The sequence below is a fragment of the Chitinophaga flava genome (genome assembly GCF_003308995.1).
GTDB lineage: Bacteria > Bacteroidota > Bacteroidia > Chitinophagales > Chitinophagaceae > Chitinophaga > Chitinophaga flava.
Window position 1 is genome coordinate 2,449,617 of sequence record NZ_QFFJ01000001.1, and the last position, 22,425, is coordinate 2,472,041.

Genomic DNA, 22,425 nt, shown 5'->3' on the forward strand with positions numbered 1-22,425 from the left:
TTCTCGGTTTAACAGTTCAAACTATCAGATCAGAAATTCAGGGTAACACCCACCAGGTACTGGCGCTGGTTAGGATAAGCACCTTCATCGATACCAAAAGAGTCTGTATTACCCGTAATTTCAGGATCAAGCCCTGTATACTTGGTAATGGTAAACACATTGGCAGCCTGTGCATATATTCTGAATTTATCAACTCCTATTCTCTTCAGCATATAGGAAGGGAAAGTATATCCCAGCATTATGTTTTTAGCACGCAGATAAGCTCCGTTTTCTACATAGTATGAAGTTGGAGGATCGGAAGTGCTGAAGTTGGGTTTCAGCTCCTGAATAGGCGCTTTGGCATTGGTGCGGGTAGGCAACCAGGAATCATACAGGGCTGTCTTGCTTTTTGCACCATCGAAAGAACCGTAGATATCGGTCCACCATCTTACCTGGTTCCAGATTTTGTTGCCATGTACACCATAGAGGAACATGGAGAAGTCCCAGTTTTTGTAAGTGAGTCCGATATTGAGGCCATAAGTGAAATCAGGATTGGGGCTGCCCAGATAAGTGCGGTCCTGTGCATCTATCTTACCGTCACCGTTTACATCTTTGTAGCGGAAACGACCGGGAGCAGCGGCCTGCTGGTATTCTGCAAGACCTGGATATTTAGCGGCAGCAGCGGCATTGGCATCGCTTACCTCTTTATCGCTGTCCCAGAATTTTTCGATCTGATATCCGAAGAACTCACTGATACTTCTGCCTACTGCGTTGCGGATGATCGCTACACCATAACGGCGTGTATCTCTTTCGAAGTAAGGAGCTGATTCAGATATTTTCAGGATTTTGTTTTTATATGTTGTTAAGGTACCGGTGAGCGTGAGTTTCAGCTTAGGTGCCAGATTGATATTACCGGTAGCGGAGAAATCAACACCGGTGTTTTTCATTTCTGCCACGTTGGCAAATGGTGGTGCGGCAGCACCATATACACCAGGGAGTTCCGGATTAAAGAGCAGGTCTCTGATCAGTTTACTGTAATAGTCCACAGTGAATTCGAGTGCTCCTTTAAACAAGGTTGCGTCTATACCAATGTTGGAATTGACGTTGCTTTCCCACTTCGCATTGGGGTTTCCGATCTGGCCCTGCATAAAGCCGGTAGCCAGGGAATTGGAAGTCCCGTTCATATCATAGAAGGAAGTAGACTTGTTAAAGGTGAACATGGTGAAAACGTTGCTGGGGTTCACGTTGATCTGGTTACCCATGATACCGTAACCACCGCGGAGTTTCAGGTCGGAGATCCAGGCAATGCTTTTCATGAACTCTTCCTGTGATATACGCCAGGCGGCGCTTACAGCAGGGAAGTTACCATAGCGGTTGTTGGCACCAAAACGAGAAGAGCCATCACGGCGGACCAGAGCGCCGATCAGGTATTTATCGCGAAAAGCGTAGTCTACTCTGGCAAACAGGGAAAACAGGCTATTGGAGCCATATCCGCTGCCATTCACCGGTGTTCCGAAGCCCGTAGTAAGATTGGCAAAATCAGGATTGAAGGAAAAATAATCCGTGGTAGTACCCGTCATCATGCGATCTTCCTGTTCAAAAGCTTCTGTGCCGACCATCACTTTGATATCATGTGCGCGGTTGAAATTTTTGTGATAGCTGAGGGTATTGGTCCAGGTCCAGTCGAAGCCACTACCAGCAGATTCTGTATAGGAATTGACACTGTTATTTTCCTTGTTTTCGTATTCCGGATAAGTGAAGTTACGGTTGGATGTAGAATAAATTTCACCACCGAAGGAAGTACGGAAAGTAAGCCCTTTGATGAGGTCTGCTTCGCCGTATACGTTACCGAGTAATCTGCTGCCCAGTGCTTTGGTACTGCCGAAACGGTCCTGTATAGCCACCGGGTTGCGGGAGTTGCCCAGCGCGCCACTATAGGTACCCGCATAATTTCCTTTGATATCGTATACAGGAATGATACTGGGAATCCTGAAGGACATGCCAACGCCACTTCCTTCTGTGAGGATGCCTATTCTGGGGTTACTGATAATGGAGTATTCCATATTTTCACCTACCCGGATATGATCTGTGATATTGAAGCTGCTATTGGCTCTTACAGCATAACGTTTGTTATAGGTATTGGTAAGCGTGCCTTGCTGATTAAAATAATACAGGGAAAAGAAGTAGCTGCCGATATCTCCACCACCTGCAACAGAGATGTTATGGCTGGTGATGGGAGCTGGTTTGAATATTTCGTGGTACCAGTCGGTACCTTGTTTATTGGCTTTGTTGATACGATAAAAAGAGGCGAAGTCACTCTGCCTTTTATATTCGGGGTTCACATAATATTTGGAAGGATCTACGCGGGGATCACCTTCTTTGGCGCCTACCGGAAAGATATAATCCGGCAGTACCGGTTTATCACCTTTTCCATACAGATCATCATCAAATACAGGGTTTTTGCTACTGTTTCTGATGGCCATCCATTTCAGGTCGGCCTGTTCCTGTGGATTCAGGATATTGAAAGGGTTGCCGCCTTGTGGCTTTTGTACGCCATAGTATCCGTCGTATTGTACTTTTACTTTACCGGTACCTCTTTTGGTGGTGATGATGATAACGCCATTGGCTGCACGTGCACCATAGATAGAGGCGGCGCCGGCATCTTTCAGCACCTGCATGGTTTGCACATCATTGGGGTTTACATCAGCGAGGTTGGAGATAGGTACTCCATCTACGATATACAGGGGAGTGTTGTTACCAAAGGTATTTTTACCGCGTACTGATACCTGCGGCTCCTGGCCAGGCTGGCCGGTGCCAACGATGGTAATACCCGACACCTGTCCCTGCAGCTGGTTGGCGATCTGGGAAGTAGGTTGTTTGGTGAGATTTTCCACTTTTACAACGGAGATGGCGCCAGTCAGATCTTTTTTCTTCTGGCTGGCATAACCAGTCACGACTACTTCTTCGAGGGAACCTACTTTTTCCGCAAGCAGGATACTGATAGGGCCAGCGCCGATCACCGCTTCCTGGGGATCATAGCCTACGAAGGAGAAGATCAATGTTTCTCCTGATTTAGCCTGAATGTTGAAATTACCTGAAGGATCTGTAGCGGTGCCCCTGTTGGTACCTTTCACAGATACAGAAACACCGGGTAGCGGATTGCCGGATGCCTTATCAGACACCTTTCCCGTATATTTCGTTTGTGCGACTACGTTACTACCACACAATAGTAGCAGTATGCCGCATAGTAGTACGGCAAGTCTTTGGTAGAAATGTTTTTTCATAACGTGGTTTAAGGGTAACGTTTTAAAAAAATCGGTTAAAAAATAGAGTACCTGTCTTGTATGTTCTCTTGCCTGCAGACAGTTCTTTGCATAACAATCCCGTTTCTGCCGGCATAGGTGGCGGCAGGACATATAGGGGCAGTATGAAAAGACATTATTTCTCCATCACCACCGTAGGATGCAATACAGTAGCGACACAAACAATAACTGTCTGATCAACAATTAAAACCAATTCGTTAAAGGATGCAAGACATGGATGCGGACATGTTTACACCGGGTTGTTCAATACATTTTTTTAATGCACTTTTTTTTGTCCGAAATCGATAATCTTTTTTTTGATAATGATCTAGTGAGAAACGGTTCAGTTTAGTACAATGCTTTCTGACTTCAGATTTTGGTTCTCACGTGGAATTTTTATTACAATAAGCCGAATATATAACAATAAATTAGCCCAGTCAAGTGTTTTTTTAACATTTCTCTAAATAAAAAATTTACTGCAGGCACTTCTAACAGTAATCCGCATCCGCGGGATAAAAAAGTATAATAGTTTACAGTTAAAAAAGTATAAACACCTGATACTTTTATGTATGTTTAATGCTTAATTTTCATGGCATGAAATTCTTCAACATTTTCTTCTGTGTCATCTTTATCATTTTCGCCGGATTACAATATAATGATCCCGATCCCTATGTATGGATGCCCATTTATCTGTTTGCTTCCTGGTGTTGTCTGATGGCTGCACGACAGCGTTTTTACCGCCGCTGGTACCTGGTGGGCATTGCTGTATATTTCGTATATGCGCTCTATTTATTCTTTACCAAAGATGGGGTGATAGACTGGATGTCTCAACATCAGGCGGAGAATATTGCACAGACCATGAAAGCGGAAAAGCCCTGGATAGAAGAGACCCGGGAGTTTTTTGGATTATTTATTTGCATCGCTGTTTTAGGCATTAACTATTTTTATTCCAAAAAGAAATCATGATATGAAAAAAGAAGCCATTTCACCCGATCCGGAATATTTTGGCCGTTACATCAATCAGGTACCAGACCTTACCATACGCGAAGCTTTGGACGCCTCTCTGCAGGAGCTGCAGGCCCTGGATATGACCAGGCTGACATCACTGGCAGACTATGCTTACGCACCTGGTAAATGGACTGTAAAAGATGTATTCCAGCATATCACCGATACAGAGCGGGTGTTTGCCTATCGTACCCTGTTATTTGCACGTAATGATAAAAGTGCGGCTCCCGGTATGGATCAGGACCTGTATGCCGAGAATACATTTGCCAGCAACCGTTTCCTCGCAGAAATCATGGATGAGCTGATAGCAGTAAGGAAATCTACCATCGCGCTGTTCAGCAGTTTTCCGGATGAAGCCCTGCTGAGATACGGTACCTGCTGGAAGTACCAGATGAGCGTACTGGCTATGGGCTTTACCCTTGTCGGACATCAGATACATCACCTCCGGATTCTCCACGAAAGATACCTGTAATACAAAGGGACTAACATTTATGTTAGTCCTTAACAATTACATCTCCTCTTCTTTAAACCAGGCTACCACTCTAGCTTTGCAGACATAAAATCAATTTTTATGAAACGTCTGGAAAATAAAGTAGCCCTGGTAACAGGAGGTAGTCGTGGCATCGGTGCCGCAATAGTAAAAAGACTGGCAGAAGAAGGAGCCGCTGTAGTTTTCACTTATACCAAAGGAGCAGAGAAAGCAGCTGCCATCGTTGCAGAACTGAGCAACAAAGGACTGCGCAGCCTCGCTATCGCAGCCGACAGCGCCGACCCTGCCGCTAATACTTCCGCAGTAGAACAAACCATCAAAGCATTCGGGCGTATAGACATTCTCGTTAATAATGCCGGCGTTGCTGTTCTGAAACCTTTTGAGGATTATACCGTTGAAGAATACAACTGGACCATGGACATCAATGCCCGTGGCGTGTTTATCACTTCACAGGCAGCCGCTAAACATATGGGTAAAGGTAGCCGTATCATCACCATCGGCAGCTGCATGGCCGACCGGGTAAGCGGTCCTTACGGCACCCTTTATGCGATGAGCAAATCCGCACTCACCGCCTTCAACAAAGGCCTTTCCCGTGACCTCGGCCCCAGAGGCATTACTGTCAATCTGGTACAGCCAGGCCCTATTGATACCGATATGAACCCTGCCAACAGCGAACATGCCGATGCACAAAGAAAAAACATCTCCCTGGGCGAATATGGTACCGGAGAAGATATTGCAGCACTGGTATCTTTCCTGTCCTCTGCTGAAAGCGGTTATATTACCGGCACCGCCATCACCATAGACGGCGGCACCAACAGTTAATAACGCTGGGCACCCACCAGCACATAATACATATAATCTGTATTAGGCCCATCCGTGATACCCAGGTGGCGGCCCATGGTCACCACCTGGCCCCGATGGTAAGCGGTATGATTTATAATCTGAGGCAACATCTCATAACCCGGGATATTAAAATCACCAACAAAAGGGATCGTTACCAGATAAGGGTGTTGTAATTGTTCCGCTGTCATGGAGGATACCAGTTCCATCAGCTCTTCTGATACAGCCACTACTTCGGCCAGCACCTCTGCCACGGACTCCTCGCATATTACCGGCCCATAGGTCAGATCAGGATGTTCGCCGCGGAGGTTTTTTATCCACCAGCTGGCAGTGCTCAACATGTGCTTCAGCGTATGTTTGATAGTCGGAAAGCTGGACACCACCTCTTTTTCCAGTAAAGCAGGGTCCTGTTTCTGCAGCCAGGTTATCATTGTTTGATCAGCCCATAAATTGTAAGCAGCATAACCTTTGGCGAATTCAGCCAGTGAAGTGGAATGGGTTTCTGTAGTAGTCTGTATCATAGTGTGAATCATTTACAATACAAAGAAACACCCCTCTTGTGACAGCATTATGTCAGTAGTATTTATGCCTTCTCAAAAGTTTTATAAGTAATAATAATATAAACCCCATATCCTGCTAAAAAACATTCCTGCTGTCCGGCATATTTTATGATTCCGCCAGCCTCATCATTCTAAATATTTATCTATCAACCAGTTAACCTCATTCACGCTGAAATTCTTCAAAAAAAATTTGCACGAATAAAAAATACATTTACCTTTGTTGTATATACAACAGTAGTAACTGTAATTATGAGACTGGAGGATGAAATAAAACAGGTAAAATTTAAAAGTGACTATCAGCGAGCCATGCTAAACATCGTTTTTACGGCAAACTGGCTGGAAGTAGGCATTTCAAAGATATTGAAGCATTATGACCTGTCTTCCCAGCAATACAATGTACTGCGCATATTGCGTGGCAGCAGGCCCAATCCGTTGAACCTGCTGGACATACAGGAGCGTATGATGGATAAAATGAGCAATGCCACCCGCCTGGTGGAGAAGTTGCGCCAGAAAGGGCTGCTGACCCGTATTCAGTGCCCGTCTAACCGCCGCAAGGTAGAGATTGAAATTACGGATAAAGGCATGGAAGTATTACGGGAGCTGGATCCGGCCGTAGAGAAGAATGATGAGTTTCTAGCTCAAAAAATGACGAAGGAAGAAGCCCATCAGTTGAGCCATCTGCTGGATAAACTACGCGGCTAATTTTTTTGCCCTAACAATTGTATATACAATATTTGTTCACACCTATAATTACAACACACACTTTTTAAACAACATTTTATGTTAAAACGATTATTGCAAACCGATGATAACCTTACTTCCTTCATCATCCGTATCACCGTAGCCCTTGTAATGCTGCCACACGGTCTTCAGAAACTGGTTGGTATGTTTGGTGGTTATGGCTTTAAGGCAACGATGAACTTCTTCACCTCCAACGGCACCCCTGCTGTCCTGGCTTTCCTGGTGATCATCACTGAAAGCATCGGTGCTTTGCTGATCCTCTTCGGTTTTACTACACGCCTGTGGGCCCTGATGCTGACAGTCATCATGCTCGTAGCTACCAATATGCACTCCGCCAACGGTTTCTTTATGAACTGGGCCGGTACCCAGAAAGGAGAAGGGTTTGAATACCATCTGCTGGTAATCGGTATCTGTATTGCCCTGATCGTTAAAGGTGCAGGCCGCTGGTCTGTAGACCGTCAGCTGACCAAATAATTTTTTTAATTCTTTTCAATAAAACAACAACAAAACATGAAGAAAGCGTTTTTTTCTACCGCCCTCCTGGTATTAGCCAGCATTGCCTCTTTTGCACAGGTTAAATGGAATGCAGATCCGGCACATACCGCCATCATCTTTAGTGTAAAACACCTGGGCATCAACTTTGTACAGGGTCACTTTGCCAAATTCAATGGCACTATTGAAACTGCAGACAGCACCAACTTTCAGAATGCAAAAGTAGAATTCACCGCTGATGTGAACAGCATCAACACCGGCATCGAACAGCGTGACAACCACCTGAAAACCGATGACTTCTTCAATGCGACGCAGTTCCCTGAGATCAAGGTAAAAAGCGTTTCCTTCAAAAAAATAGCAGGCAACAAATATGTAATGCTGGCCGATGTGACCATGCGCAACACTACTAAACGTGTACCCTTTGACGTTACTTACAACGGTGTTGTAAAAGACCCATGGGGACTGTGGAGAGCAGGTTTCACCGCCAAAGCAACTGTTAACCGCCTGGACTTCGGTGTAAAATATGCCGACAAATTAGCTACCGGTGTATACGCAGTAGCGCCTACCGTAGATATTCTGGTAAACGCAGAAATTGTTAAGCAGTAATTGGTGAGCATATAAAGGAACATGATAACAAAGCGGCAAAGGATTCTTTGCCGCTTTGTTGCTTTATGATAAAACAGTAGATTTGCTGGCATTCAAAAAAACTATCCGTCCATGGCCGTCGGCAACATTTTCCTCGGTTCTGTAAAAAAATTCAACCAGCAGCAGATAGAAACCCGGTTTACATTAGTGATACTACCCCTCATACCACAGTACTCCATGGTAGTAGTAGGGAAAGAAAAAAGCGGGCGGGAAGGTTTCAGGATTAAGCTACACCGGCAAAGTGTGATTGCGGGTTATCTTCGTTCACCCCTTACCGTAGGCAGCCTGACTGCCATCCTGATAGCGGGAGACAGGCCCGGTACCTTATCAATCACGATAGCGGTACTGCTTACGCTTGCAGCGTTGTATATGCTGTTTTTATACGGCCACACCCGACAGGAAGAAAAGGAAGAACGAGCGCTGATGCAGGAACTCACTGGTATTGCAGCAATGGCCAGCTGGTTTGATGAAGAAAGTTGTCAGGTCCAGTATAATGCTATCAATGACAGCTATAAAGACAACTACGCCAACAATAATTGGAAAACGGATCTGCAAAACAATAATATCAACTATCAGAAGATGCCACTGATCTATGGCCTGGCTATTTTCAATGCCACCATACATCCATCGGATGAAAACCGTGCTTTGCGTAACAAAGCTAAAATGTTGTATGATGGCATGAAAAAAGTATACGGATAAGGTTGTTTATTTCTTTTTCTTCTTTTTCTTTTTCAGTTTATCCATCTCCTCGTGGTGCTGATCTATCAGCAGCTGCCAGTTATCATTCGGTACTTCTTCCGAGAAACGGATGGTTTCCTGGTAGTCACCTTTATTGATTTTCATCTCTGTGATTTCTTTACCGATAAATTTCTGGATGTCTGCCAGCAGCGGCTTTTCTTCGGTACTGCAGAAAGAAACGGCCTGTCCTTTTTGTACGCCACGGCCGGTACGGCCTACGCGGTGTACATAGTTTTCGGGGACGTCGGGCAGGTCGTAGTTAACCACATAATCTACGTTGGGGATATCGATACCACGGGCATTTACATCGGTGGTGATCAATAAGGGCACTGCACCTTCTTTGAATTCGCTCATCACCTGGAGGCGGTCATCCTGCTCCTTGCCACCGTGCATGGCCAGGGAGCTGATACCTACACGCGCCATAGCAGCCACCACTCTTTCGGCCCTTACTTTGGTACGTACAAACACCAGTATTTTTTTGCCGGGAAACTCCCTTACCAGGCGTTCCAGGAAGAAACGTTTATCGTCCATTTCCACGTAGGCCACGGCGTGGCTCACGTTTTTGGATACCGGGTCTTCCGGGGAGATCTGGATACGGATAGGGTTGTTGACTACCGAATATGCCAGGTCTTTGATGTCTTTATCGAGGGTAGCGGAAAAGAACAGGGTTTGGTGATCGCGGGGGATATGTTTGATCACATCGCGGATATCGCGGATAAAGCCCAGGTCGAGCATATGGTCGGCTTCATCGAGAATCAGCGTTTGTACCTTACTGAGGTCGAGGTGTCCCTGATTGATCTGGTCGAACATACGGCCGGGGGTGGCAATGAGCACGTCTACCCCTTTCTCCAGGAATTTAACCTGTGGTTCCTGGTCAACGCCGCCTACCATAGCCAGGATGCGGAGTTCGGTGAATTGAGCGATCTGTTGGAACACGCCGGCTATCTGAATGGCCAGTTCGCGGGTGGGCACCATTACCAGACACTTCACTTCATACTTGCCTTTCCGGGAGCGCCGTTCCTGCTGATGAAGCCGGTGGAGCACCGGAATGGCAAATGCAGCCGTTTTGCCGGTGCCTGTCTGGGCAATGGCCATCACATCATCTCCCTTAAGAATAGAAGGAATCGCTTTGTACTGGATGTCGGTAGGACGTTTAAAGCCCAACTCAGCCAGGCTCTCCTTGATGTCAGGAGATATATTGTACTGTTCAAATTTCATTTACGCCGGTTATCTGCGGCGAAGATAAACCAATTACCGCACGCAAAGAAGGAAAGCGCCGGAGCCGGGGGAGAAAGCCCTCCGGCTCCGGCGCTTTAACCGGGATATGATCAGGATTTGACCAACTGTATTTCCATATTCAGTTTCACTTCATCACTCAGTACGATACCGCCGGCTTCAGTGGTGGCATTCCAGCGCAGGCCATAGTCTGCGCGGTGTAAGCGGCCTTTCAGCGCAAAGCCTGCTTTGTGCTGGCCCCAGGGGTCTACGGTAGTACCACTATGCTCCACCTCCAGCTCAATAGGGTGGGTTTGGCCTTTGATGGTCAGTTCGCCCACCAGCTTATAGTTCTCCCCATCTATTTTTTTAACTTTTTTAGAGACGAAGCTGATTTTAGGGAAAGTAGCAGCATCAAAGAAATCGCCATTGCGGAGATGTTCATCCCGCTGCTGGTTTTGGGTGTCGATACTGTCTGCTGCCGCTTCGAAGGAGATAGAAGCGTCATGAAAATCGTCGCTCTCTGTTTGTACACTGCCGGAGAAGCGTGTAAAGTAACCACTCACATTGGTGATCATAAGATGTTTTACTTTGAATCCTATTTCACTGTGTGATTCATCAATTTTCCAGTTAGTCATAGCACATTGTTTTTTTTATGTTTCAAAGACATAACAAATTTAGGTCCTGACACGCCTACGGATGTTGGATAAAATACCGGAAATGATGTACTATTTGCACGCGGAGGATAATTTAATGTGGGAAATTTTAACATTATTTCTACATATGCTTTAATTTTAGTAACAACTACGCACCTATGCCGTTCACGATTTCACATATCGCCATTGTTCTGCCTCTCACGTGTAAACACCGTCCTTACCTTTCGTTGACCGGCCTGATGATCGGTGCTATGGCGCCGGATTTCCTCTATTTTGTATTATTCAATCCTTATTTTGACGGAGGACATAGCTGGTGGGGCATTTTTGCATATGATATTCCATTGTCGCTGGCGCTGGCCTTTCTGTATCACGAAATAGCCCGGCCTGCGCTGGTCCGTTATCTGCCAGCCTGGGCAGGGTCGAGGCTGCATCATTTCCGGTATTTCCACTGGGGGAGCTATTTCAGGCGGCATTATCTGGTAGTGACCGGCTCCATCATTGCCGGTACCCTGTCACATTTTTTCCTGGATGCCTTTACACATGGGAATGGTTACTTTGTACAGCTGATGCCCTTCCTGCAGGGAGATGTACAGGTATTCGGACAGACGATGGAAGCATGGTATCTGATGCAGTATATCACGTCACTGGCTGGCCTGTTGCTGCTGTTTTATTTTTTCATGAAGATACCTGCCGATCCGCTTCCTGCCGGGCAGCCGGCGCGAAACAAGGTCGTATTCTGGCTGCTGACAATCGTCGTTACCAGCATTATCCTACTGCTTTATCAACAGCAGCCCCTGCTGTACCGTAAAAGTATCGACTACCTCGCTATTGTGATGGCTGCTATATTTTATGGATTCTTTGCCGTAGTATTGGGCAAAAAACTAACCAGGCTATGACCAGATACGTTGCCTTTCTGCGGGCAGTTAATGTGGGGGGAAGACAAGTGAAGATGGAAGTACTCAGAGAACTATTTTCACAGGCAGGGTTTAAAAACGTAAAGACCTATATACAAAGCGGGAATGTGATCTTCGACAGCAGCAGTAAAGACTGTGCCTCGCTGGAGAATAAAATAGAGCAATTGCTGTTGAAAAACCTGGGATTTGATGTACCTACCTGTATACGATCTACAGCTGAACTAAGCGCTGTGGTGGACAACACCCCTTTCCCCGGTATTATCCCCAATAAAGAATTACAGATTTATGTAGCCTTCCTGCAGACATGGCCCGGCAAAGAAGCCATCGCCATCCTGGAGACCATGCAAAACGATATAGAAACCTATCGTATCAACGGCCGGGAAGTATATGTGCTGACAAAAAAAATCGAGGGCGGCAATCCCTTCTCCAACAATTTCCTTGAAAAAAAGCTGCGCCTTGTGGCCACGACCCGTAATTGGGCCACCATCCAGAAAGTGCTGTTGTGATTGAGGGATTTAGGCAGCATTTAAATCATAAATCCTAAAACAGGTTTGTGTCAGGCCATTGTGTAGTGGTATCGTTCACAGCCTTCCAGATCAATCCGTCCAGATCGTTATAGAAAGCTTTGTTGGTACGGGTATTACATAACAGTACCCAGTTAAACCCTTTAGCGGCACGTACTATTTCGCTGGCAGTACCGGGCAGGGAACCGGTATGCCACCAGTTGTTCCAGCTGTTGACTGCCCAGCCCAAAGCATAGCCCGGATTAGCTACAGAGCCGGTCGTCATGGTTTTGGTGCTTGCATGAGAGAGCAGGTCGGGGTGGGTATCAAAACCATCAGTGGCCGCCAGGAAGCGGGCCAGTCCGGTAGCGGAAGCGATCCAGCCGCCATGGGAGTCCATCCTGGACAGATTAAAACCATAAGGTTGTTCCTCCCGGTCGTAATACACTACTTCACCGGCTTTCCTTTCTGACAGTGTATTTCCGCCGATGGCCATGTCTGTGATGCCCATCTGTGCACATACAGCATCCTGTACATATTGTGCATAACTTTTGCCCGTTACCTTTTCTATCACACGTCCCAGCACACAATAGCCGAAATTGGAATAGGCGTATACCTTGCCTGGCTGATACTTCAGCGGCCGCTGGTCGAGGGTGCGGGAGATCAGCGTATCGGCAGTCCATTCCGGATGGCTGAACATAGGGTCCTGTGCATCGTTGGTCCAGCCGCCAGCCGTATGTTCCAGCAGCTGCTGCACCGTTATTTCCTGCAGCCATGCTGAATAGGGCTTGCTACCGTAAACGGTGCCCAGCAAGGCACCCGGGCCGAATACCTTGCGATGGAGAGACAGGCGTCCTTCTTCCACCAGTTTTAGTATAGCCACTGCCGTTATACACTTGGATACGCTGGCAATACGGAAACGGCTATCCGCAGTTACCTTTTCGCCGCTGCTTTTATCGGCCACACCATACCCCCTGGCATACACCAGCTTCCCATTACGTGTGATGGCCACCGCCATACCCGGCACTTTATATTTCGACATAAACGCTTTGACAGCGCGGTCTACCTGCTGTATCTCCTGGGCATTGGCCGAAACAGCCCACCACAGGCTGAGTATCAATAAAACACTATTTATTCTGAAGGGCATTTTCATCATCCGTAAGATAAATCAAAAAGTATCCTGTACCGTTAAATTTAGTTTATGAATCGCAGTAGCCCGGCTAAAGGTTATTAGCGGGCAACTGAATATCGTATCTTGCAGTTTACCGAACATTCAAAATAATATTCATGATGAAACGTATCCTTATCTTCCTGCTGGGAGGCAGTCTCCTGAGCGTTGGCAGCAACGCACAACAGAAAACAGATGTGCAGGCCCACCGTGGCGGCATGGGGCTGATGCCGGAAAATACTATCCCTGCCATGCTGAATGCTGTGAAACTGGGTGCCCGTACCCTGGAACTGGACTGTATTATCACAGCAGACAATAAGGTGGTGGTATCGCATGATGCGTATATGTCAGCAGAGTTCATGCGTAAACCCGATGGCAGTGATATCACCAAAGAAGAACAAAAAAAGCTGGTGCTGTTTTCCATGACTTACGACAGCATCCGTAAATATGATGCCGGCACCAAACCGCACCCGCGTTTTCCACAGCAGCAGAAAATGCTGGTTCACCGCCCACTGCTCACCGATCTGATAGACAGTGTGGAAGCCTATGTGAAACTACATCATCTGAAACCGGTATACTACAACATGGAAACCAAATCCGAAGCTAATGGCGACGGCATCTACAATCCGGTACCAGCCGTATTTGTAACCCGTGTAATGGATATCATCAACCAGAAAAAAATCGCTGGCAGGGTTACCATTCAATCGTTCGATATCCGGACTTTACAGGTGCTTCACAAAACTTATCCTAAACAAAAAACAGCCCTGCTGATAGGCAATCAAAAGTCTTTCGCAGACAATATCACTGAACTTGGATTTGTGCCGGACATCTACAGTCCCAACTTCAACCTGGTAACAGCAGACCTCATCAAAGAAGCACACGCCAAAAAAGTACAGGTACTGCCCTGGACAGTGGACGAAGAAGCTGATCTGCAGCGGATGTTGTCGCTCGGTGTTGATGGTATTATCACCAACTATCCCGACAGGCTTATCAAAATCGCCGGCAGCTACCAGCGTTAAAATAATTTTTGTTCCCGGGGCGGATGCACCGGGAACAAAACATTCACAGGTATTGTTATCAAGCAGTAGTAGTCCTTATCATTTCAAAACATTAAACCGAATAATAATGGAAATAGCTGCTGTAGCCCGTGAAGAACGGAGCTGGCTTACATTACCGGACGGGCCCCGGCACCCTGCAGTCCTGATACGCCATACTGATATGGCGGGAGCTGCTTTACCTCTTAACCTCTTCTCTCCATCTTCTTTCGGCAATTACCCCATTGCATCCGGAAACAATGTTTTTAAAAACCACCGAACAGTACAGGGGCTGCCAACCGCAGCCATGATTCATCGGTTAGAACGGCAGGCAAAATCAGGTTCCACCGTGTGTGATATGCGGGATCGTTTTATGTCCCTCCCAGGGTTGCGTTATCAGCAAGAAAAATCAGTGCTGATACAACCTCAGTCATAAGAATCGGTGAATAATCTTCTTACACATATTTTTATTCATATATTATAGATTATCATCACAACAAATTGATAATCTGAATTTTAGATACCTTTGCAGCCAAATAAACAGGATATGAAAAGAATGTTAACAACCTCACGTTACTGGATATACGCTGTGTTGGCCATCGCTTTTATGGCTTCCTGCGCATCTTCAAAAAAGAGTTCCAGTCCGCATGTTTATATGAACAAGCAGTACAAGGAATTAAAGGATGTATTGAATCAGGCGGAAGTAAGTATTATCAATGACAGTGTGAAAGTTATATTTCCCAATAATGTACTGTTTGCTTCTTCATCAGATCAGTTGAAGGAAGAGATCAAGCCTACCTTCGGGCGTTTTGCAGCGATACTGAACAAGTATAACAAAACCAAGATACTGATCACGGGGCATACCGACAGCACCGGCACGGCCAGTTATAACCGGGAGTTGTCTGAGAAACGTGCGGTGAGTGCCAAAGCACTGCTCGGAGAATACAAGGTAAATAATGACCGTATGTTTACCTGGGGACTGGCAGACCGCCATCCTATTGCTACCAACAGCACAGAAGAAGGGAAAGCGAGAAACAGAAGGGTAGAATTTGTAATTCTTTACGATGTAAAAGAATAGCCTCCGCTAAAATATGTAATGGCCGCATCTTCCCGGATGCGGCTTTTTTTTTGTAGTTAACTTTTACCGATCAATCGTTTCCGGTGGGCGGTGCCCCATTCTGTCAGCGCCAGGATCAGGGGTTCTATGGAATGTCCGTATTCGCTGATCTGATAAATGGTGGTGGCTGGATTATCAGTATCAGGAACTCTTTCCAGCAGTTCGTGTTGCTCCAGTTCCTGCAGTGTTTTGGCCAGCATCCGTGGAGTGATGTTTTTAATATCCCGTAGCAACTCATTAAACCTTCTGGGGCTTTCGCAGAGCGCTACCACTACTGGTATTCTCCATTTGCCGTTCAGCACGTCCACTGCATCGATGACGGGCCTGATATGTTCCAGACATAATTTTCCTGTACTCATGTAACTATACTTTATGATACTACTATCACCGATGATAGCCCGGCTGTTTCGTACATGCTGTTATCTAATTTTGCCGGTACCAAAAAACTAACACTATGAAAATTGTTTATTACGTATTGCTGGTACTGCTGACAGCATTGTTCTGCTTTGCCGGGATTGCAAAGTTACAGGATCATCCGGTACACTGGGCTGTTTTTGAAAAAGCCGGCTATTCCAGAGTGTTTTTTCATGGGATTGCAGTGATGGAGCTGCTGATAGCAGCAGGGGTATGGTGGCCCGCTATCCGGACTTATGCACTGGCAGGTATGTTTATGATCATGATTGGCGCCGTGGTAACGCATCTTAAAAGCAATGATGCAGCCTGGCATTATATTGTGCCGGTACTGGTGATGGGCTGCTGCTGGTGGTTATACCGCCAACAGTTGAGCTAAAGATTGCTATGGCTGTCCGGCCGGCAGCCAACAATATAACACTGCTGTCTGTTAAAGAAAGGGGATTTCTTAAACACCTTAGCGCCATGAAGAAAATACTGTTTTTTCTGCTGTTGATGCCCGCTTTCTGTTTTGCACAACAAACTGACAAACTGTTGTATGGATATGCCTATGTGATGAACCATGATGGCAATATTGGTGGAGGCGTGGTCTGCAATGTAGAATTATGGAATATCGTTAATATAGGGCCGGGCGTAGAGGTGACCTCCTTTGAAGATCATGGCATGATTCCCGTGTTTATAGACATGAAGATCAAATACCGCTTTGATCGTGTTCATATCTCCCCCTATATTACCGGGCAGTTCGGTTATAACAGCTATAACGTCAAGCAGATAGAGAACCTGACGACACCTTCCGGCATACAGGCGGTTACTACCTTTAATAAGAGCGGTAAATATTTTTATGGTGCAGGGCTGGGTGTTATCTATCACTTTAAAAAAATCGGCGTGTATGCGTCCTATATTTACCGGGGATATGAGTATACTTTTCCGAAAGATATTAAGATAAATGACGAGTTCATAAATATTCCGGACCAATCTGTCAGTGCCAATCTTTTCGTTGTTGGCATTACTTTCTGAGTTTTCCCTGAAACAGGACAGCAGCTGTGAACTAGTAGCAGTCGTAGGTTGTAGCATTGTGATGATTTTTGAAACCCACTTGTCTGATGTTTAACCTGGTCAGGCGAGTCAATAACCTTCACCCAAAATCTTATCAATGAGACACACTAAAACCCTCGTTAACTCAGCTATTGCACTGTTGTTAACCATGACTGTCATTTACAGTTGTAAAAAAGCAGATCAGCCTGTAGTAGCACCTGAAAAACCTGTAGAGAAAGATCTTGTTGAAGATCACCTTACCATCACACCAGAACGTCAGAAGATCATCGACTTCTTCAACAAGAACAAAAATGCCAAAGGCGCAGCCACTGGCGCGGTAGCAGCTGTCAACTACCGTTCATTCACCGTTAACTATTCCGGAACTGTTCCCAGTGACATCAAAACACTGGTGAACGGAGAGATCGATCAGTTGTACAACACCAGTGTCACCTCCACTACCAAGCAGCGGATGACCGGTGCACCTATCAATGTGTATAACAGCCCAGGAACCGGGGATCTGTTTTATACTAACGGTAACGTATATATCGTAAACTTTGCCACATACCGTAGTGTGCACACAGGTCCTGGAAACGTAATTTTCCACGAACTGTTCCACTACCTGCACGACCAGTGGGTAAGTGGTGGATTCAACAACTCCGATATTTACAATCTGTGGTGGTGGTGCCGTAATTCCGGCGTATACCCTGCTGGATCTTATGTATTGAGCAATCAAGCCGAATACCTGGCGGTATCTGCAGAAGCCAAATACTGCAATACCAACAGGCCTCCTTACAATGCCAGCACACTGGCAAGCTCTGATCCTAACTGCAGCAGCTATCTGTCAAATAATTTCTAAGCACAATCATCTTCAGTTCCCCGTCATGTTCCGTCGACAGCCGGCCATGGCGGGGAATATTTATATCGTGATATCAGGATTTTGGAAGGGAGCAAAAAATAACTCAGCTGTTACCGTTTGAAAAATAAAAACAGAGGGTGAATGGACATCAGTCAATCAACTGTCCGTCAGGGGTAGCTTTACCAGCTACTATCGGGAATGGGTGCGATCGTCAAAATTAAATTTTCTTAACTTTTGGGTTACCGCTGACTTCAGGTAACCCAAAAGTTACACATGATGGCGAAGTAAAATCCGGTAACGGCTGGCTCAGGAATATGCAAAAGATAGCTGTACACATCAACACATCGAAAGAATGGACCCACAAACCTCTGACGTCTTTCAGGCTATTTCCGACCCAAGCAGAAGACAAATATTAAAACTGCTTTTCAAAAACAGCCTGACTATCAACGCGCTGGCCGACAACTTCGACGTGAGCAGGCCCGCCGTTTCCAAACATATCAAAATACTGGAAGGTGCAGGATTCATCTCCATACAAAATATAGGACGGGAAAGATATTGTAGCCTTAAAAAGGATGGCTTCAACGAACTACAGGACTGGATTGATTTCTACGATACATTCTGGGAAACGAAACTGCACAATCTGGTATCATTACTGGAAGATAAAACACATAGAAATGAAAACAGCCCTCAGCGGCAATGATTATCATCGCGGCATGATAACTATGTCTGCCATTCATAGTTCATTACCATCCGGCCATCCAGCATAGCGGTTGTACATCAGCCGCCTTTTGATTATCTTCAGAATAAAAAATGAAATACCTCGTAGCAACTGCTATGCTTTGCCTTGGGCTCTCCTCGTATCTGCAGGCACAAACCAATACCAATAAACTACCGGAAGACCTCATGCATTTCTTTACCGGTAACTGGAGCGGGGAAGGGGAATTCAGCAACGGCCGGAAAATAGCAGCAGACCTCAGTTTCCAGCTCTCTCTGGACAGCAGCTGGATCATGTATGAACATACAGATAAAGCTCCCAACCACTACAAAGCTCACTCTATGTGGGGCATCGATGCACAAACCGGACAGTTTGCAGCATATGCATTTGACAACTTTCAGGGTCATCGGAAATTTGACAGCAACGGCTGGAAAAACGGGAAGCTGATACTTACCTGCAACACCTTTTATCCAAAGACAGGCGTACAGTATCAGCATTTCATCTATGAGAAACTATCTGATCAGTCTTTCAAAATGACTTATGAAACCAGCAACGATGGTATCACGTGGAGAATGATTGACTATCTGACCTTTACCAGGAAATAACCTCCGCTGCCCCTAAGTACCTATCCCGAAACCCTATTGCCCCTTTAGGACAAGCCACCTGTTTTGAGCAACTATATCTGTAAATGATCAATATGCCACGTACCTTAAAAGCCCTTTACTACAGTCATGGGCCGCCACTATGCTCTGTAACCGCCCATTATTTTCAATTCATTCTTTACCTCAAAATACTTTTACATGACAACAAAACCCGCCGGTTTCCAGCGATACTGGAAACTATTATTTGCCATTGTGTGCTTCATTTTATTGCATGGCAGCACCTGGGCAGGTAACCGCCCCACTCAGAACACCTGGACTGTCCAGGTTGTGGCCATCAGAGGATTTGACCAACACGCCGATTCTATTTACTTTCCACAGTACAACACAGTCAACGGGACCTGTGTACGCCGATTTATGTTCAGAGTATATATCGGCGATACCATCACCCTCGTATTACACAAAAATCCAGACATTAACAACCCACCTGTTTATGATGTAGACCTTTACTCCAATGATACTTTACAAACTGCCAACTTCTATAGTCACCTGGCAGTGGATGATACCGTCAGATTTGTGTTTCATGAAAAATCAGTAAAACGTTTGTCCTTCTGGTATAATGACGGATCGACAGATCTAAATCCTGCCAATGTTACTTTTACTGTCATTCCCAAAATAGAAAAAGTATGGGTGGAAGCACCTGAAATCTGTCCGAAAACCTTCATCAAAGCGGGAGCTGATTATCATTTCAACGTAAAGACCTGGCCTTATTCTCTGAAAGATGTGTTGAACAATGCACCTTTGGTTCCTTATTATGTTAACGCGAATCATCAATGCGAATACATTGAACAATACCAGGCATCTATCTCCTGTGATGCCGTATGGGCCACTGTTCAGGGCGTAGGCGTCTATAGAGGCAGCAATTTCGATCCAGCCACGGCCCCTGACCCGACTGATCATTATTTTACCTACAATGATATGCTGATCCTGTTGCAATCGGGCAATCTCGGTCTGCCTGTGCAAATTAACGTTCGTGTGAATGACGGCATCCGCGAAATAGTGCTTCCGGCGCCGCTGGTAGTACAGTCTGACATCAGCCAGCCTGACCCTGGCAATAATATTCCTGGCAGCAGCTATCACCTGTACGACTATACGGTTACCGGCAATGAAGTATGGACACCCGGCAGCAACCCGCTCAACAACCTATACGGCACCGGCGGTAGCATCATCCGCATTGAACACGGGCTGACCATCCTTCCCGGCGCGTCCCTGAAAATCAAGGACATGAGCGTGGAGTTCGGACCGGAAGCCTATGCCCGCATTAAGGCAGCGCCTAACGCGTCTTCCTACGCAGGATTTTTAAAGCTCGAAAACGCTACCCTTACTGCCTTTCACCCATGCGGCATCGAAAAAGCCATGTGGATGGGCGTGATAGCAGAAGGCAACAACAGCCTTGACCAGAAGATGCATGGGGTATATAAGTACTATCAAGGTACACTCATGATGGACAAAAGTACTATCAGCTATGCAGTAGACGGCTTTATGAGTACTGATCTGAATAATTTTGTTCAAAAGAGTGGAGGAATCATTTTAGCTAATAACTGTCGTTTCTACAATAATTCCCGCAGCATCTCTTTCAACCATTATCTATATACCTATACCTTTAACGGGCAAACGTATAAGTCGCCGTACAATGCACATTTCTTCAACTGTGACTTCCTGGTAGACCGTGAATTAAGTGGTCCTTTCCGTGGCTTCATCTCCGGTTGGGAAGTGCGTGGTGTACAGATAAGCGGTTGCCGTTTCATCAACAGCTCCGGTGTAAAAACACCCTATAATTACGGCGTACTGGGAATGGATTTCGGTGTGACTATCGGGAATTATGGTTCCATCCCCTGCCAGTTCACCAACCTCGACGAAGCAGTAACCGTGCAGGCCACCAGCCCCACCTATGGTTATCTGAAGGTTACAGGCGCCACCTTCGACAATAATAAAAAGGGGGTATGGGCACAGGGCCTGATCGTACCGCAGATACAGTACAATACGTTTAATGTGCCGAAGGGCATTCCGCCGTCACCGGGAGCACCGGGCTTTTTAGGGAATATTGGTGTACAGGTAATGGGAGGCAGCGGTTTCCGGATCAGCGAAAACAGCTTTAAAGGTGATTATCCGTTTTATAATGTAGGGGTGCTGGCATGGAATACCGGATCAGGTAATAATGTGGTACAGCGAAACACCTATAACTACATTGGTACCGCCAACCTGAGCAACTACAGGAACCGGGCTATTCTGTTTGCGCCTAAAGGTCTGCTGGGATTGCAGTTTCGCTGCAACACCAACAAAGCAGTACTGTATGACATTGTAGCCCGGGGTGCCAATCCAATATTCGATGGCATGGCCTCCAGTCAGGGTAGCGCAGGATTTGCCACTGCCAACATATTAAGTTATGGTGGCGGTTACCAGGAAGTTTACAACCGTATAGATGAGGTAGGGAAGGTCAACTATTACTACAATGCCAATACGGTCAATCAGCAGCCCATGAACTATCATACTAACAACGTTAAAATTTTTGCGGTCACCGGCAGTAAAAATAATTGTCCGGAAGACAAAGATCAGTCATGGGAAGACCCTACCGTCCCATTCCCTACCATACCTCCTTACGCGCTTCACCGTATGCTGGCAGATACCACCAACGATCTTTGTACCGACAGCCTGAAATTCTATCTGGGCCAATGGCAGGACCCATATGCGGATCTGGCTTATGTGGACCTGTTGATCGATAATGGCAACATCCCCGAAGCCAATACCACCTATAACAGTATTGTATCCAAATATCAGCTGGCCGGTGATGAAGCTGAAGAATTCAACAACTGGGGCCGCAACCTCATCTCATTGCGCATAGCACTCGCAGGTAAAGGACTGACCGGAAAAGACCTCACTGCCGACCAAGTCAACACACTTCAAACGATTGCTACCAAAGCTTCCATGTGGGCCAGACTCCGCGCCCAATCCTGGTTACGTCTGTTCGATAATCGTATTACAGATAACACCATACTATACCCGCTGGAAGACAGCAGTACGGTCCGCAAACTACAACAAGCCGTAACGGAAGCCCGCACAGAAAACAGCGTATATCCCAACCCGGTAACAGATGTTTTACAGATAAGTTATGCTGTCAACAAAGAAAACAGTATTGTATTCCTTGAACTCACAGATATGACAGGTAAAATAGTGATGCGCAGACAGCTGCGTAATCGTACCGAACAGATTAACACCACAGGACTTCCGGCGGGTACTTACCTGTACCGTGTTTTGGAAGACAGGAAAGTAGAAATGGAAGGAAAGATTATCAAACAATAAATCATCATCAAAAAAAGGGCGTCTCACTACAACATGCAGGAGACGCCCTT

The 22,425-nt window shown here is 46.0% G+C and carries 24 protein-coding genes; 18 read left to right on the forward strand and 6 right to left on the reverse strand.

Annotation, left to right across the window (positions count from 1 at the left end):
* Positions 1 to 29: 29 nt before the first annotated feature.
* On the reverse strand, positions 30 to 3,263 hold the full coding sequence (locus DF182_RS09750) for a SusC/RagA family TonB-linked outer membrane protein (RefSeq protein WP_113615443.1): 3,234 nt from the start codon (positions 3,261 to 3,263) through the stop codon (positions 30 to 32).
* 612 nt (positions 3,264 to 3,875) lie between these two features.
* Between DF182_RS09750 and DF182_RS09755 the strand changes: the two genes are divergently transcribed.
* The 3 genes from DF182_RS09755 to DF182_RS09765 all read left to right on the forward strand — a co-directional run bounded on the left by DF182_RS09755 (position 3,876) and on the right by DF182_RS09765 (position 5,598).
* Complete coding sequence (locus tag DF182_RS09755; RefSeq protein ID WP_113616834.1) at positions 3,876 to 4,247, forward strand: transmembrane 220 family protein; 372 nt, start codon at positions 3,876 to 3,878, stop codon at positions 4,245 to 4,247.
* A gap of 1 nt (position 4,248) precedes the next feature.
* Positions 4,249 to 4,758, forward strand: coding sequence for a DinB family protein (locus DF182_RS09760; RefSeq protein WP_113615444.1), 510 nt, complete (start codon positions 4,249 to 4,251; stop codon positions 4,756 to 4,758).
* Between the two features lie 99 nt (positions 4,759 to 4,857).
* The gene (locus DF182_RS09765; protein WP_113615445.1) at positions 4,858 to 5,598 is read left to right on the forward strand and encodes an SDR family NAD(P)-dependent oxidoreductase; all 741 of its coding nucleotides are present in this window, start codon (positions 4,858 to 4,860) and stop codon (positions 5,596 to 5,598) included.
* Here the strand turns inward: DF182_RS09765 and DF182_RS09770 are convergent.
* On the reverse strand, positions 5,595 to 6,137 hold the full coding sequence (locus DF182_RS09770; protein WP_161964106.1) for a DinB family protein: 543 nt from the start codon (positions 6,135 to 6,137) through the stop codon (positions 5,595 to 5,597). The genes DF182_RS09765 and DF182_RS09770 overlap by 4 nt on opposite strands.
* Before the next feature lie 288 nt (positions 6,138 to 6,425).
* Between DF182_RS09770 and DF182_RS09775 the strand changes: the two genes are divergently transcribed.
* The 4 genes from DF182_RS09775 (at position 6,426) to DF182_RS09790 (ending at position 8,753) form a co-directional block, all read left to right on the forward strand.
* On the forward strand, positions 6,426 to 6,878 hold the full coding sequence (locus tag DF182_RS09775) for a MarR family winged helix-turn-helix transcriptional regulator (protein ID WP_113615447.1): 453 nt from the start codon (positions 6,426 to 6,428) through the stop codon (positions 6,876 to 6,878).
* A 78-nt stretch (positions 6,879 to 6,956) separates the two neighbouring features.
* The gene (locus DF182_RS09780; RefSeq protein WP_113615448.1) at positions 6,957 to 7,391 is read left to right on the forward strand and encodes a DoxX family protein; all 435 of its coding nucleotides are present in this window, start codon (positions 6,957 to 6,959) and stop codon (positions 7,389 to 7,391) included.
* A gap of 36 nt (positions 7,392 to 7,427) precedes the next feature.
* Entirely contained in the window at positions 7,428 to 8,015 is a 588-nt protein-coding gene (locus tag DF182_RS09785) for a YceI family protein (protein ID WP_113615449.1), read from the forward strand.
* A gap of 111 nt (positions 8,016 to 8,126) precedes the next feature.
* Positions 8,127 to 8,753, forward strand: a complete 627-nt coding sequence (locus tag DF182_RS09790) for a hypothetical protein (protein WP_113615450.1) — start codon at positions 8,127 to 8,129, stop codon at positions 8,751 to 8,753.
* 6 nt (positions 8,754 to 8,759) lie between these two features.
* Here DF182_RS09790 and DF182_RS09795 read toward each other — a convergent pair whose 3' ends face one another.
* Together DF182_RS09795 and DF182_RS09800 are read right to left on the reverse strand one after the other, a co-directional pair.
* The gene (locus DF182_RS09795) at positions 8,760 to 10,010 is read right to left on the reverse strand and encodes a DEAD/DEAH box helicase (protein WP_113615451.1); all 1,251 of its coding nucleotides are present in this window, start codon (positions 10,008 to 10,010) and stop codon (positions 8,760 to 8,762) included.
* Positions 10,011 to 10,120: 110 nt separating this feature from the next.
* Positions 10,121 to 10,645 carry a YceI family protein gene (locus DF182_RS09800; RefSeq protein WP_113615452.1) on the reverse strand — a complete coding sequence of 175 codons (525 nt, stop codon included), beginning with the start codon at positions 10,643 to 10,645 and terminating at the stop codon, positions 10,121 to 10,123.
* A gap of 176 nt (positions 10,646 to 10,821) precedes the next feature.
* Between DF182_RS09800 and DF182_RS09805 the strand changes: the two genes are divergently transcribed.
* Together DF182_RS09805 and DF182_RS09810 are read left to right on the forward strand one after the other, a co-directional pair.
* Positions 10,822 to 11,559, forward strand: coding sequence for a DUF4184 family protein (locus DF182_RS09805; protein WP_113615453.1), 738 nt, complete (start codon positions 10,822 to 10,824; stop codon positions 11,557 to 11,559).
* Complete coding sequence (locus DF182_RS09810; RefSeq protein WP_113615454.1) at positions 11,556 to 12,083, forward strand: DUF1697 domain-containing protein; 528 nt, start codon at positions 11,556 to 11,558, stop codon at positions 12,081 to 12,083. The genes DF182_RS09805 and DF182_RS09810 overlap by 4 nt, the downstream gene beginning before the upstream one ends.
* Before the next feature lie 34 nt (positions 12,084 to 12,117).
* On the opposite strand, the gene DF182_RS09815 is transcribed toward DF182_RS09810, so the two are convergent.
* The gene (locus tag DF182_RS09815; RefSeq protein ID WP_161964107.1) at positions 12,118 to 13,227 is read right to left on the reverse strand and encodes a serine hydrolase domain-containing protein; all 1,110 of its coding nucleotides are present in this window, start codon (positions 13,225 to 13,227) and stop codon (positions 12,118 to 12,120) included.
* A gap of 140 nt (positions 13,228 to 13,367) precedes the next feature.
* On the opposite strand from DF182_RS09815, the gene DF182_RS09820 reads away from it, so the two are divergent.
* From DF182_RS09820 to DF182_RS09830, 3 genes are all read left to right on the forward strand, one after another.
* Positions 13,368 to 14,267 (forward strand): glycerophosphodiester phosphodiesterase family protein, encoded by a 900-nt coding sequence (locus DF182_RS09820; RefSeq protein ID WP_245957399.1) that lies wholly within the window; start codon positions 13,368 to 13,370, stop codon positions 14,265 to 14,267.
* A gap of 106 nt (positions 14,268 to 14,373) precedes the next feature.
* Complete coding sequence (locus DF182_RS09825) at positions 14,374 to 14,718, forward strand: hypothetical protein (protein ID WP_113615456.1); 345 nt, start codon at positions 14,374 to 14,376, stop codon at positions 14,716 to 14,718.
* Between the two features lie 111 nt (positions 14,719 to 14,829).
* On the forward strand, positions 14,830 to 15,360 hold the full coding sequence (locus DF182_RS09830) for an OmpA family protein (protein WP_147243395.1): 531 nt from the start codon (positions 14,830 to 14,832) through the stop codon (positions 15,358 to 15,360).
* Positions 15,361 to 15,416: 56 nt separating this feature from the next.
* Here DF182_RS09830 and DF182_RS09835 read toward each other — a convergent pair whose 3' ends face one another.
* The gene (locus tag DF182_RS09835; RefSeq protein ID WP_113615458.1) at positions 15,417 to 15,758 is read right to left on the reverse strand and encodes a winged helix-turn-helix transcriptional regulator; all 342 of its coding nucleotides are present in this window, start codon (positions 15,756 to 15,758) and stop codon (positions 15,417 to 15,419) included.
* A 95-nt stretch (positions 15,759 to 15,853) separates the two neighbouring features.
* Between DF182_RS09835 and DF182_RS09840 the strand changes: the two genes are divergently transcribed.
* The 6 genes from DF182_RS09840 to DF182_RS09865 all read left to right on the forward strand — a co-directional run bounded on the left by DF182_RS09840 (position 15,854) and on the right by DF182_RS09865 (position 22,375).
* Positions 15,854 to 16,189, forward strand: a complete 336-nt coding sequence (locus DF182_RS09840; RefSeq protein WP_113615459.1) for a DoxX family protein — start codon at positions 15,854 to 15,856, stop codon at positions 16,187 to 16,189.
* Positions 16,190 to 16,275: 86 nt separating this feature from the next.
* Positions 16,276 to 16,827 (forward strand): hypothetical protein, encoded by a 552-nt coding sequence (locus tag DF182_RS09845; protein ID WP_147243396.1) that lies wholly within the window; start codon positions 16,276 to 16,278, stop codon positions 16,825 to 16,827.
* Positions 16,828 to 16,963: 136 nt separating this feature from the next.
* On the forward strand, positions 16,964 to 17,701 hold the full coding sequence (locus tag DF182_RS09850; RefSeq protein WP_113615461.1) for a hypothetical protein: 738 nt from the start codon (positions 16,964 to 16,966) through the stop codon (positions 17,699 to 17,701).
* Positions 17,702 to 18,053: 352 nt separating this feature from the next.
* Entirely contained in the window at positions 18,054 to 18,401 is a 348-nt protein-coding gene (locus DF182_RS09855; RefSeq protein WP_113615462.1) for an ArsR/SmtB family transcription factor, read from the forward strand.
* Positions 18,402 to 18,511: 110 nt separating this feature from the next.
* Positions 18,512 to 19,021 (forward strand): hypothetical protein, encoded by a 510-nt coding sequence (locus DF182_RS09860; protein WP_113615463.1) that lies wholly within the window; start codon positions 18,512 to 18,514, stop codon positions 19,019 to 19,021.
* Positions 19,022 to 19,216: 195 nt separating this feature from the next.
* Positions 19,217 to 22,375: a T9SS type A sorting domain-containing protein gene (locus tag DF182_RS09865; RefSeq protein ID WP_113615464.1), complete on the forward strand. Its 3,159-nt coding sequence runs from the start codon at positions 19,217 to 19,219 to the stop codon at positions 22,373 to 22,375.
* Positions 22,376 to 22,425 lie beyond the last annotated feature (50 nt).